General features: G+C 55.9%; 5 protein-coding genes. 1 reads left to right on the top strand and 4 read right to left on the bottom strand.

Going from position 1 to position 13756, the window contains the following annotated elements:
* Nucleotides 1–31: 31 nt before the first annotated feature.
* The 3 genes from AC6I6N_RS15705 to AC6I6N_RS15695 are packed head-to-tail and all read right to left on the bottom strand — an operon-like array spanning nt 32 to nt 10141.
* Nucleotides 32–1231 carry a polysaccharide biosynthesis/export family protein gene (locus tag AC6I6N_RS15705; RefSeq protein ID WP_230019385.1) on the bottom strand — a complete coding sequence of 400 codons (1200 nt, stop codon included), beginning with the start codon at nt 1229–1231 and terminating at the stop codon, nt 32–34.
* 2 nt (nt 1232–1233) lie between these two features.
* A complete protein-coding gene (locus AC6I6N_RS15700) occupies nt 1234–2574 on the bottom strand; it encodes an aminotransferase class I/II-fold pyridoxal phosphate-dependent enzyme (protein WP_346548884.1) in 1341 nt (446 codons plus the stop codon).
* Complete coding sequence (locus tag AC6I6N_RS15695; protein WP_497943623.1) at nt 2567–10141, bottom strand: SDR family NAD(P)-dependent oxidoreductase; 7575 nt, start codon at nt 10139–10141, stop codon at nt 2567–2569. The genes AC6I6N_RS15700 and AC6I6N_RS15695 overlap by 8 nt, the downstream gene beginning before the upstream one ends.
* 1000 nt (nt 10142–11141) lie before the next feature.
* Between AC6I6N_RS15695 and AC6I6N_RS15690 the strand changes: the two genes are divergently transcribed.
* Nucleotides 11142–12632 carry a nucleobase:cation symporter-2 family protein gene (locus tag AC6I6N_RS15690; RefSeq protein WP_094197974.1) on the top strand — a complete coding sequence of 497 codons (1491 nt, stop codon included), beginning with the start codon at nt 11142–11144 and terminating at the stop codon, nt 12630–12632.
* A gap of 216 nt (nt 12633–12848) precedes the next feature.
* On the opposite strand, the gene AC6I6N_RS15685 is transcribed toward AC6I6N_RS15690, so the two are convergent.
* Nucleotides 12849–13712, bottom strand: a complete 864-nt coding sequence (locus AC6I6N_RS15685; protein WP_094197975.1) for a DMT family transporter — start codon at nt 13710–13712, stop codon at nt 12849–12851.
* Between the last annotated feature and the right edge of the window lie 44 nt (nt 13713–13756).

The raw sequence follows: 13756 nt of genomic DNA, 5'->3' as shown, positions 1-13756 counted from the left end.
CTAAAAATTTTGCGTTCAACCATGAGGCTCATCACTTCATCATGTTGTTCAAGGTCGTACTAGGCACGGCCACCGACACCACAAGACGCAGGAACTTCTGGAATTCAGCCGCTGGCGAATTGGAGACATAAATCACGTCCTTGTCCTGAACCGGGAAGTTCTGGGTGACAAAGAAAGAAGCCGGGTCACGCAGGTCGATCTCGTACACCACGGGTACGAGGCCCTGCTTGTCCAGCAGGGTCGACTCTGGCGCACCGTCCACCAGCGCAGCATCTTCAAAGCGAAAGACAAACACACCGCGAGCATCAGCACGTGAGGTATCCAGGCCGCCGGAACGGGCCAGGGCCTGCACCAGGGAGATACCTTGGGCTTCAAACGGAATCTCTTCGTTCTTGCCTGTGGCGCCCAAAATAGAGAAGCTTTGGTTCTGATACAGCGCCGTGATCACATCGCCCGGCTTTAACATGATGTTCTGGCTCGGATTACGGATGATCGTATCCAAGGCCATCGTCGATGTGTTCTGCTCGCGCGAGAGCTGAATGGCGATACTGTTTACCGCTTGTTTAACGCCACCTCCGGCGGCCAAGGCATCCAGCAGGCGCTCGCCTTTCGGTGTCAAGGGCATCAAGGTGCTTTGATTGACTTCGCCCACCACCGTTACGTTGGAAGAGTTGTTCTGGGTGACACGCACCAGTACTTGGGGGTTATTGGCCTTGCCTTGCAAACGCTTGGCAATGCTTTCTTCAATCTGTTGGGTGTTGTGGCCCTGAACAGCAATACGGCCTGCAAAAGGCATGCTGATCATGCCATCTGAGGTCACCATTTGTGACGGGAAGGCAACGGCATTCGTCGTCGCTGCCGTCGCCTTGGGATCCAAGGAAATACTGCCAAACAGCATGGCAGGCGGCGCTTCCCATACCGACACTTCCAGCACATCGCCGGGGCCAATCAGGTAGTTGTTCGAGCCCGTGCTAGGGAACTGGGCAGCAAAGTCACCCATGCGCTTCTTAGCGGCCAGTTTCTTGGTCAGGGAGTCAGTCACATTGACCAGAGTGATGCCTTCGATACGGCCATCACGTCGTTCCTGCACTTGCTGGCGGCTGGGGCCATCGGCTGGCATCCAGTCGGGCATCGTGGCACATCCGGCCAGTACGGCGACCAGGGTACTGGCCAGTACGGGCCGTCCTATTGCGGCGATCTTGCTAACTGCTGTATGTAGTAATTGAGACATGCTTATTTCTTCATGAGCGTATGAACGGTTTCACACGCCAGGTCTATGTCATCCTGGCTATGCGTGGAAGACAGGAAAAAGCGCAAACGTGCTGCTTTTTCTTCTACCGCAGGATGGATAATGGGTTGCACATTCAGACCGGCATCAAACAACTGGCCGGACAATTTGACTGCTTTCAGAGAGCTGCCGGTAATCGCAGGAATAACGGCGTAGCCTTGGGCAAAACCGGTATTGATCCCCAGCGAGCGCATCGAATTCAGAAACTGACTGCCACGCTCTTGCAGGTTTTGCACACGCTCGGGCTCCCGACGCATGATCTGCAAGGCTTTGAGCGAAGCGGCCGCCAACACGGGAGAGATTCCCACGCTGTACACAAAACCGGAGGCGGCGTATTTAAGCAGTTCCACCAGCGCACGATCACCAGCGATGTAGCCGCCGCAACTTGCCAGGGTCTTGCTCAAGGTGCCCATCCAGATATCGACATCTCGACCCACCACACCAAAATGCTCGTGCGAGCCACGGCCCGTTTTGCCAAGCACACCCAGAGCGTGAGCTTCATCGACCATCAAAAACGCTTTATAGCGCCGTTTTATGTCAATAAATGCGGGCAGATTCGGGATGTCTCCATCCATGCTGTACAAGCCTTCAATCACAATCAGCACACGCTCGAACTGGCCACGAATATCGGCCAGAATGCGCTCCAGGGCGGCACTATCGTTGTGAGGAAATGAACGGCGGGCGGCACCCGATAACTGGATGCCTTGCAAAATACTGTTGTGGATCAGGCTATCGTGAATCACCAGATCCTTGGGGCCAAACAAGTAACCAATGGTGCTGACGTTGGTGGCGTGTCCACTGACGAAAACCACGCAATCATCCACCTCATAGTTCTGGGCCAGTTCCTCTTCCAGCTCGCGCTGAACACGGCGCTCGCCCGCAACCAAACGGCTGGCCGAGGCCGATGTGCCGTACTGGTCCATCGCGGCTTTAGCGGCTGCATTGACTTCAGGGTGTGCTGACAGACCCAGATAGTTGTAATTGGCAAAGTTCAGATAGTCGCGCCCGTTGATCCGGGTATGCGCAGCCGCTACACCGTCGTGGCTGCGGAAAAAAGGGTTGCGCACGCCCATACGATCGGCCATGGCCTTGGGCACCAGCATTTTCTCGTAACCAGGGTGGCGGTCAAAGCGGGTGAAGGCATCCGGAATATGGCTGGCCGCGCCCTGACGGCTGGCAGACTGATCGGCCATGCGACCATCGCCGGTCGCTTGCCCAGTTTTACGTCCCAAAATGCGCTGAATCAGTTGTGCTTTACTACCCGGCGCCAGATCGTTCTTACTCATGAATCAGTGATGTCCCTGTTTCTGCCAATCGCTGTACATCCTTGGCCAGTCCTTGCAAGTCCGTATCGGACATCTCATCCCCGTGCTGACGTACGACATCGGCGACCAGATGCCCTGCATCGTGCTCTGCCGAGTCCTCGCCACCAGCCGTCAACTTATCGACAATGCGGGCGGCGACGTTCCAGACGGTGGGGGAATCGTTCAGCACCATGGCGGGCAACTGCACGCCAAAGCGTTGCTCCAAGCCCAAGGCCAACTCCACGGCCATCAAGGAGTCCATGCCCAGATCATGCAAGGAACGTTGAGTTTCGATACGGTCTACTTCAGTACGCAAAATGTTGGCGACTTCCTGCGCCACCCACTCGGCCACCAAAGCGTGAATTTGCTCGGGCGTTTTACCAGCGATCAGGGCGTGAATATCCTGGCCGTCGCTACCGGAGTCCTGATCTTTGCGAGCACGGTTCAAGATGGCAAAGCGTTCGCTTTGGGCCGAGGCCAGCAAACGGGCCAGGGCATTCCAATCGAAGTTAGCCACAATGGACACTTCACCGTTAACAGCCAGCACGCGATCCAGTTGATCCAATGCCTGATCGGATTGCAGAGACGCTTTGCCCAGGCGTTTGCCCAAGCTGTCCTTCACGGTTTCATTGCGGGTCAGGTAACCTGCGTCGCCAATCGGCCCCCAAGCAATGCAAGAAGCCGCCAGACCCAGGTTCTGACGCAGGCGCGTCAGCCCTTCCAGGCCCGCGTTGGCGGCCACATAGTTCGCCTGTCCGGGGTTACCAATAGAAGTCGTCACCGAGGAATACAGCACGAAGTGGGACAAACTCACATCCTGAGTGGCCAGGTGCAGATTCCATGCCCCCACCAACTTGGTTTGCAGCACCTTATCCAGACTGTCCTGATCCATATTCGCGATCAGGCGATCATCAAATACAGCGGCAGCATGCAGCACACCCGTTAACGGACTATCACTTGCCTGAATCTGGGCGACGACGGCTTGTACCGCTGCACAATCCGTGACATCACACGCTACGATTTGCACACGACAGCCTTGTGTCTGGAACTGTTCTAGCAGCGCTTGTGCACCCGGGGTATCGGCACCACGGCGTCCCGCCAAAACCAAAGAGCGCACGCCACGCTTGACCAGCCATTGGGCTGAAGCCAAACCGAAGCCAGACAAACCGCCCGTTACCAACCACGTGCCCTGTGTGGACAAGTCGATAGGGGCCGCTATTTGTTTTGCGGGTAGGCCAGGCTGAGCATCCTTCAAGGACACCACCAGCTTGCCGATGTGACGAGCCTGTTGCATGGCGCGGAATGCATCGACCACATGCTCGGCACCGAAACTACGGTAAGGCAGTGGGAACAGCGCGCCGTCATGAAACAGCTCCATGACTTCTTTGAACAAACGTCCTGCCAGGGCTGGACGTCCTGTCAGCAACTGGTCGGCATCAATACCGAAGTAACTGATATTGCTCTTGAAGGGACGCAGACCAATCGGTGTGTTCTCGAAAAAGTCACGCTTGCCCAGTTCCAGGAAACGGCCAAATGGGCTCAAGACATCCAGGCTGCGGCGCATGGCTTCACCTGCCAGGGAGTTCAGCACCACATCCACGCCCTCACCGCCAGTGGCATCCATCACATCCTGAGCAAAGCTCAGGCTGCGCGAATCGAACACATGGTCAGCGCCCAGCAAGGAGGCGAACACTCGCTTCTCGTCCGTGCCAGCGGTGGCATAAATCTCTGCGCCCAAATGGCGGGCGAGCTGGATTGCAGCAATTCCCACGCCGCCTGCAGCACCATGGATCAGCACTTTCTCGCCGGGCTGGATATGGGCCAGGTGCGTCAGCGCGTAGTACACGGTGAAGAACACGGTGGGAACGGTGGCGGCGGCTTCAAAATCCCAACCTTTAGGCATGGGAGCGATAGCATCCGCACGTGTCACCACATGGCTGGCAAAGCAGGAGGAACCAAAACCCATCACCGGCTGGCCGACCGACAGGTTAGTGACATCGGCCCCAAGGCGTGTGACCACACCCGAGAACTCCAGGCCCAGGCTCGCACCGGCGAACCCGTTTTCTACGGCTTCGTCCGGCAACAAGCCCATCAAGTACATCACGTCACGGAAGTTCAGGCCCGCTGCCATGGTGCGGACTTCGACCTGATCCGCAGCCAGAGTGGGCGCTTGAACAGCTTGCCATTCCAGATTGCGCAATTGCCCAGGCACCTGGAAGTCCAGCTTGAAGCGGGCATCCTGGCCTAATTGAGCACTTACAAGCTGAGTGGCCTCTTGCAACACCAAGGTATGGCGTGCGTCTTGAGACAAGACAATTTCTGTCGCACCATCTGGCCACAGCAGCTCGCACTCCAGGCGCTGAGCGATGCTGCCGGCATTCAGATCGCCGGCCAGATCGATCAGAGTGCAGGACAAGGTAGGCAGCTCGTTCATGACGACGCGGCCAAAGCCCCACAAGGCCGACTGGGCAGGATTCACCGCCCAATCCAATTCTTCTGCCATCGCAGGCAGTGCTCCGCCGTGCGTCACCAGGAACAAACGGCTTGCAGCAGCACGGGCGGACAAGCTTTGAGTCAGATTCAGCAGTTGCGTACTGGTCTGGCTGACAGCAGCAACGGTATCAGCCCAACCCAGCATCGGCACCACATTCAGCGTGTGCTCATCAGCCAAAGCGTCGGCACTGGGTGGCCAGGCTTGGGCGCAAACCGTCTGTCCGACTGCCTCCAAACGAGCTTGCAAAGAATGGGCATGCGTTTGGGAAGCCTCGTCAAACAACAGTAGCCACTGGGCTGTAGCGACGATCTCCGGATTCTGACCTGTCTGCTTTGTCGCGGCGCTGGCCAAAAGCAAATAAGCACCTTCGCTCAACGCCTGAGCGGCAGGCTCTGGTGCTGTTTGTACCTGCTCAAAACCCGCTTGCTCCAAAGCCCTGTGCCAGCCTTCAGGCGACAGCAAGGAAGAGGATTGCGACTCAGCGGCTGTATGCCACCAGCTTGGGTCCAGACCGGACAGAAAATCCGCATGCCAATCAGGGTGACACTCGGCCAGCAGCAAAACACCACCTGTAGCCAGCCACTGCTTGCTACGCAGCAAAGCAGGTGGAACATGCACGGTACGGTGCAGGCTGTGACGCAAAATCACGACATCAAACTGTGTGTCGTTGGACTGATCCAACTGCCACTCTTGCAAATCAAAACCGACAACTTGCACATTGGCTAGCGCATGATGTTGCGTCGCCTGACGTGCCTGCAAATCGACATCCGGCAAGGCCAACACATACTCAAACTGATCTTCAGACAAACAAGCCGCCAGCGTCTTGGGCAAATCGCTAGGGCCAACAGCGACTTCCAGCACACGCAGCCGCTGGGAAACCGGCAAGTTCGCAGCCAGCTCTCGCAACTGGGCTTCCAGTGCCTGACGCACACCCAGATACATGGGGTCATCGTCATACAGCACTTCAACCACCGGGGAACGGCGCAAGGAAGCCAGCAGTTTTTCGCCTGAAAGATCACCACGTAACAAGGCGGGCAGTTGGCGGCCCACCGAACCAATCTGGGTCAACTGCGGCAGGCTGCTCGGGGAGTCCTGCAAAATCGTGCGCCACAAGTCCTGGGCAGAAGGCATATCCGCCTGCTCCACCACTCGATAGCTTTCCCCATCTTGCAGCAGCGCTTCACTGCGCAACAGCTCACTCATCCAGCGGCCATACGGACTATTCAATACCTCGGCACTGAGCTCGGCTGGTTTAACGTCCTGGAAGGCTTCATAAATAAAGGACAGACTCAAGGCATCCAGCAAAGGCAAAGTCTGCTGGAACCAGGTTTCGCGTTCTTGCTGCTGATCGACCAGTGCAGCCCAACCGCTTTGGACCAGTTGTTCAGGCGAGAGCGTAACGGCGACTCGTTCATCATGAGGATGAGGACGCAGATACGGGGTAATTTGCCAGTTGGAGACCGCGTGTCGGTCCTGACGCAAGAAATGTGCCGCGCGGAAACGACAAGCCTGGGCGCTGGCCAGCAAGCGGCCATCAGCACCATACAGCTCAAAGTCCGCCAGTACCGAACGGGCACTGCTGCGACGCAGATGCGCACGGAAATGCGTCACTTGCCCTTCGGTGGACAAGGTAAAGCGGCCTACTTTCACAGGCAATAAGGCAACGCCTTGGCCTGCTTCAATATCTTGTGCGAAGAAATCCACCAGAGACTGGTAGCACACGTCCATCAAGGCCGGGTGCAGCAGATAACCGTCTTGCTCCAGGCTGACGGGCATTTCCAGTTCCGCATGCAGGTACGTATCTTGCACCTGTGAGACCTTCAAACCCTGGAAGGCTGGACCGTAGTCCAAGCCCAAGGAATGCGCCAGACGATAGTGGCGATCACGATCAATCTGCCGTTCCGCCAAGCTTAGGGGCGAAAGCTCTGGCTTGGGCATGCGCTCATCCGAAGCCAGAATGCGGCCACTAGCGTGTACCACCCACTCGTCCTGGCTCAGGCGTTGGCGGCTCTTGATATAGAAACTGCCATCGCGCGGGCTCAGCACAAAGCGCAGGCTGCGGGCATGCTCACCGTCAAAGACCAGCGGAGCCAGGATATCCAGCTCGTCCACCTGGATCAGTGCTTCGCCCAACCACTCACGGGCTGCGGCCAAGGCCATCTCCAAATAAGCAGCGCCGGGGTACACCATGGCCCCACCCACTTTGTGATCAGCCAGCCAAGACAAAATCACCGGGTCTAGTACGTTTTCCCAACTGATATCGCTATCGGGCAGGCGCCAACCCAGCAAATCATGTACTCGTCGGCGCTCAATGGAGCGCATCCCTTCTGTGCTGGTCTTGTACCAATGACGCTCGCGCTGCCACGGATACACAGGCAGATCCACCGGATTGCCAGCCACGGGGAAACGGGCCTTCAGCTGAGACGGCAGCAGAGCCAGGGTATGCAGGGCCGTATCGACCAGACGCTGTGGGCCATCGTCATGCTTGCGCAAGCTGGACAGCACAACACCCTGAACATCGGCCTGAGTCAGGGTTTCACGGATGTAGCGCTGCAAAATGGCGTGCGGGCCAATTTCCAGAAAAACACGGCAGCCCTGCTTGGCCAGACAAGCAATGGCCTGCTCAAACTGCACGGGCTCGCGAATATTGCGCCACCAGTACTCCACATCCAGCTCGTATGGGGGCAACTCTTGACCGGTAACGGTCGAAACAAAACGCGCCTGTGGTTCCTGCTGGCCGGGCTGCAAGTCGCCCAGGCTCTTTTCCAGATGCGGCAACAAACCATCCATATAGGGGCTGTGAAAGGCGTAATCCAGATCCAGCAAGCGGAAGAAAACACTTTGGTCTTCCAGGGCAGACTGAATGCGTTGCAAGCCTTCCAGGCTACCGGACAAGGTGATATTGGAAGGGCTGTTCACACCCGCCACATTCACGCCCAAGTCCGCACCCTGGCTTTCCAGCAAGGTGTTTACCGCTTCCAGCGATAGACCAATAACGGCCATCCGGCCTTGACCACGAGTCAGGCCTTGGGCCTGGCTACGGGCACAAATCACACGTATGGCTTGTTCCAGATCCAGAGCACCAGCGGCCCAGGCTGCAGCAATTTCGCCTACGCTATGTCCCGTGACGGCATCAGGCTGAACGCCATCTTCGCGCAGCATGCGTGTCACAATAACCTGCAGGGCAAACAACAGGGGCTGGGCAACGGTCGTGTCGTCCATACGGGAGGCAGCAGGCTCGGCCTGCAATTGCTCCAGTAACGAGAAACCCGCCAAGGGCTGCATCAAGGTGTCCAGCTCGGACAGCAGTGCGGCAAAACGAGGGGACTCGCGCAACAAGGTCACGCCCATCCCCAACCACTGCGCTCCGTTACCCGCATACACGAAGGCCAGTTGAGCTTCTTTATCCAGGGCATCTACCGTTTGCAGACCCTGCGGGTCTTGCCCTTGCGCGTAAGCACGCAATTGCGCCACGCCTTCTTCAACCGTTTCGGGATGAATGATCAAAGCACGAGCCAAAGTCTGCCGACCGTGCGCTACCGCGTAGCTGACATCGTAAAACGCTTGTGCCGTCTTGCCATCGAGCAAATCCGCATAATTACCTGCCTGTTCGCGCAGAGCGGCTTCTGTTTTGGCCGACAAGACTAAAGGCGGCAAAACCGAGTTCGGCGCAACAGTCGATTGACCAGCGGGTGCGACAGGGGCCTGTAGCAAAACGTGTGCGTTGGCACCACCAAAGCCAAAAGAATTAAGGCCCGCCACCAAAGGCTTGCCGTCGGTACGATGCAATTGACGGCCTTGCGGTAACAATTCCAGATTCAAGCCGTCAAAATCAATCGCGGAATTGGGGGTGTTCAAATGCAAAGCAGGTGGCAGGGCTTGATGCTGCAAAGCCAGCACCGTTTTGACCAAACCGGCCATGCCGGAGGCTGACTCCATATGCCCCAAATTCGCTTTGACTGAACTAATAGGCAAACGCTGTTGGCGCGTTTTTCCATACACCGCACTGATTGCGGTAGTTTCAATAGGGTCGCCTACTGCCGTACCGGTACCGTGGGCCTCGACAAAGTCCACATCACCCGCAGTCAGGCCGCTGCGCTCTAAAACGGAGCGCATCAACTCAATTTGTCCCTGGCAGCTAGGGATGGTGATGCCGGTCTTGCGAGCACCATCGGCATTCACGCCCGTAGCCAAAATGACAGCCTGTACCTGATCACCATCGGCTAGTGCTTGCTCCAAAGGCTTGAGCATCAGTACCGCACCGCCCTCGGAACGGACATAGCCATTGCCGGCCTCATCAAACGCCTTGCAGCGTCCGTCTGCCGACAACATCGACGCTTTGGTAAAGCCGACAAAGGGATAGGGGTGCAGCAACAGATTGACGCCACCGACCAAAGCGGTCGAGGCCTCGCCATTACGCAGGCTTGAGCATGCTTGATGCAAAGCCACCAAGGAAGACGAGCAGGCGGTATCCACCGCTATGGACGGTCCGTGCAAGTCGTAGATATAAGACAGACGGTTGGCCGCAATACTCATGGTATTGCCGGTCATCATATGGGCAGTCAGGCTGGCCAAATCATCCAGGCCGCGCATGCCGTAATCCAAACCGGAGATACCGACATAAACCGCACAGTCACTACCAGCCATGGCGGACGGCACAACGCCCGCGTTTTCCATGGCTTCCCAGGACAGCTCCAGCAACAGACGCTGTTGCGGGTCTAGCCAGGCGGCTTCGCGTGGGGAGATACCAAAAAAATCCGCATCAAACTGGTCGATACGCGACAGAACGCCAGCCGAAAACGTGATGCTGCGACCCGGCTCGGACCTTTTGTCGTGTTGCAATTCGGCAGTCGCCCAGCGATCAGCGGGAATTTCCGTGACCAGATCGCGCTTTTCAATTAAAGCATTCCAAAACTGGTCGGGCTGCGATAAATCGCCCGGGAAGCGAAACGCCATACCAATAATAGCGATTGCCCCAGACGCAGTATTGCTTTTATTAATATCCGTACGGGATGCTTTTAACTCCTTAGCACCCTTGCCTGTATTTTGAGACACGCACCCTACCCTTTCGATCTTTACTGACTTGCCCTGTCATCGCGGAGCACGGAATAGTCATGTTTGATAAAACGCTATTTCGGACAACGACTCCTGACATAGCCGTGTCGCAGACAGCACACCAGTAAACAATGGCGAAAATTACACCTAGTTACTATGACTTACAAACTCCAATTACATGTAAATTACACAAACTCAATGCAATCAGATAATATTTATTTTCGATTTTTATTTAAGCAATGACGCAAAAATAAAAGATCCAAATTAAATACCCACTATTAATATTGTTCTATTTATTGTTTACAACAAAAAATGTGTGTTTGAAAAATGACAAAACCTTGGTCATATTCACCAAGGAAGTCCAATCAAGCCACTAGGCAAAACATCAACGCTGCTTTCATTTCGCTGCCACCTTGAGAAAAATGAAACTATTAACGTGATATTAAGCAAAGTCTTTTTCTCACCAAAAAACTTTTCCTACTGGTGCTAACCTGCTGCACTGCAAAAAGATTAGCAGCTCGGAATGTTACCATTACGCAGTTGTTCTAATCCATAAAGAATTGAAATGAGACACAGGCGCACTGTAACAATCCGCTGCTGCGCGAATGCCTTTAAACAAGCTTCTTCAAGACTATCAGGCCACTTACAGGTCAGTCATAATTGACAATCACGTGCGTTACAACAAGAGAAAAAAACCAGGTAATCGCATCTAAACTCTCATTTTTGATACAAACAAGACAGACGCACGACCAGCGCAAAACCGTTACTGGTGCCGGTATACGATGCCCCCCTTCTGGCCTACGCCCCCAGTACTACCAAAGCAGCGTTTTCCCTTAGCCGCATCAAAAACACCCGAATCAGGGCAGTTTTTTTGGGGGTTATCCCTCATCTATAGCTAGGCACACCTAGGCTCTATACGAATTGCCTTATGGCCTGGCTGTCGCACGCCGTTACATTGAAGTGGCTTGATCTAATAATTAATCCACTCTGGAGACATTTCATGGGTACGAACGCGACCACCGCACCCGTCGACGAACGATTACCAAACGGCCGACTGGCGGCGCTGGGCTTGCAGCACGTTTTGGTAATGTACGCCGGTGCTGTCGCGGTTCCACTAATTGTGGGCCGGGCATTGAACCTGACGTCTGAAGAAGTATCTATCTTGATTGCCGCTGACCTGTTTGTCTGCGGCATCGTGTCCATCATTCAATCGATGGGCTTCACGCAGTACTTTGGCATCAAACTGCCCGTCATGATGGGCGTAACCTTTGCCGCTGTGGGCCCCATGGTGTCCATGGCACAGGCCAACCCAGGTCAGGAAGGGGCCCAATTGCTTTTTGGCACCGTGATTGGGGCGGGGATCATCACCATGATCATCGCCCCTGCCGTTAGCCGCATGCTGCGCTTTTTCCCGCCTGTGGTGACCGGCACCATTATTGCCATGATCGGCATTACGCTGATGCGCGTAGGGATCAACTGGATTTTCGGTAACCCTGTCGGCCCTACCGCCCCCACGGTCATTAACCCCGACCACCTGGCCTGGATTCAACACGCACAATCGGCTGCGGCCATGCCCGGCTCTGCCTTGCCCCCACCCCCAGAAGGTCTGGCCTTGAAAGCAACGGTACCCAACCCGCGCTATGCCAACCTGACCGGTCTGGGCATTGCCGCCATCGTGCTGACCTCGATTCTGCTGATCGCTAAATTTGCAAAAGGCTTTCTGGCTAACGTGGCCGTATTGCTGGGTATTGTCATTGGCGCGGTTGTGGCGTCGGCCATGGGCATCATGACTTACGAAAAAGTGGCCAACGCTGCCTGGGTGGATCTGGTCTTGCCATTCCACTTCGGGATGCCTCGATTCAACCTCCTTCACATTGCCACCATGACGCTGGTCATGATTGTGGTGCTGATCGAATCGACCGGCATGTTCCTGGCGTTGAGCGATATGACAGGCAAGAAAGTAGATCAGAAAGATCTGGCACGCGGCCTACGTACCGACGGTCTGGGCACCTTGCTGGGCGGTATTTTCAATACCTTCCCCTACTCCAGCTTCTCGCAAAACGTGGGTCTGGTTGCCGTTACTGGCGTACGCAGCCGCTTTGTCTGCGTGGCCGGTGGCGTGATTCTGATTATTCTGGGCCTGCTGCCCAAGATGGCGGCCCTGGTTGAGTCCCTGCCTACCGTGGTTCTGGGCGGCGCCGGGATTGTGATGTTCGGTATGGTGACGGCCACTGGTATCCGCATTCTGTCCGGCGTGGACTACAAGACCAACCGCAATAACTCCATGATTGTGGCCATCTCCATTGGCGTGGGCATGATTCCTCTGGTGGCCCCCAACTACATGCAGTGGATGCCTCACGCCATTCACCCGCTGATCGAGTCGGGCATCTTGCTGACCTCGATTGCTGCCGTTCTGCTGAACTTGTTCTTTAATGGTGCTAAAGAAGATACGCATGCAGCGGTAGAAGCCGCCAAGCACGCTGAAGCCTGAAACGCTTGCCAAGCTTGTCGTGAAACCGGCCTGTCGAATCCATGACAGGCCGGTTTTTTATCGTCCGATACACCAAGCGAAAACGCCCCCTTCAGGAACTGCCAACTGAAAACGGCGTACAAGTTACTTGTCGCTGGGCTGTCCAAAGAGAAAGATCGCCTCCTTGCTGGGCATCAAACCAAAGGCGCAGCGCGTGGCTGCTCCCCTTTTCTGACATCACGAAGCAAAACGCCGTGCGCCAGCCACACACAAGGCAGCGCCTAAAGTGACCCAGATCATGCTGGCATTGACGGACTCGCCCAATAAAGCGGCAGCCAGTCCCAAGCCCATAAAAGGTTGCAGCAACTGTAATTGCCCCACCGCAGCGATCCCGCCGTGTGCCAACCCTCGATACCAGAACACAAAACCCAGGAACATGCTGAATACTGATACATAGCCGAAACCTAACCAGGCGGCAGTGTTCACATGACTGAAGCTCTGGGGCCAGAACCACAGCATCATGACGAACATGAAAGGCAAGGAAAGCACCAAGGCCCAGCAAATCACTTGCCAGCCGCCCAGACGACGTGACAGGCGTCCGCCTTCGGCATAACCCAGGCCACACACCACCACGGCGGCCAACATGTACAGATCCCCTTGCCAGGCCGCATCCAGACCTTCTCGCGCGGCATAGGCCATCACGAGCAAGCAGCCTAAAACAGAGCACACCCAGAACACGGGTTTATGCCGTTCACCAGCCAAGACCACCCCAAAGAGCGCTGTGCACAAAGGCAACAAGGCGACGTACACAATGGAATGCGCTGAAGTGATGTACTGCAGGGCCAGCGCCGTCAGCAAAGGGAATCCCAGCACAACACCAAAACCAACCACGGCCAGGGGTAAGAGGTCCGATCGTTGTGGCCGTGCCACGCGCCCAATCACTAACCAGGCAGCCGCCAGCAAAGCGGCGACCACCGCTCGCGCTCCGGTCAGGAAAAAAGGATCCATACCCAGCACAGCAACACGCGTCGCCGGTAAAGAACCGGCAAAGATTGCGACGCCCATAAAGCCGTTTAGCCAACTGACTGCCTTGCTATCCATCATTCGCTCCGACAAAGATGCTTGTCAGTACAACACAGCTATGC

It is taken from the genome of Alcaligenes sp. LTN-3 (genome assembly GCF_059735605.1).
The sequence above is the reverse complement of the archived record's forward strand: the minus strand, read 5'-3'. Positions and strand labels throughout refer to the sequence as shown.

Excerpts from the sequence above, each read along its gene's own strand:
- AC6I6N_RS15705 (WP_230019385.1), bottom strand. The coding sequence starts at position 1,231 with ATGTCTCAATTACTACATACAGCAGTTAGCAAGATCGCCGCAATAGGA.
- AC6I6N_RS15685 (WP_094197975.1), bottom strand. The coding sequence starts at position 13,712 with ATGGATAGCAAGGCAGTCAGTTGGCTAAACGGCTTTATGGGCGTCGCA.
- AC6I6N_RS15700 (WP_346548884.1), bottom strand. The coding sequence starts at position 2,574 with ATGAGTAAGAACGATCTGGCGCCGGGTAGTAAAGCACAACTGATTCAG.
- AC6I6N_RS15690 (WP_094197974.1), top strand. The coding sequence starts at position 11,142 with ATGGGTACGAACGCGACCACCGCACCCGTCGACGAACGATTACCAAAC.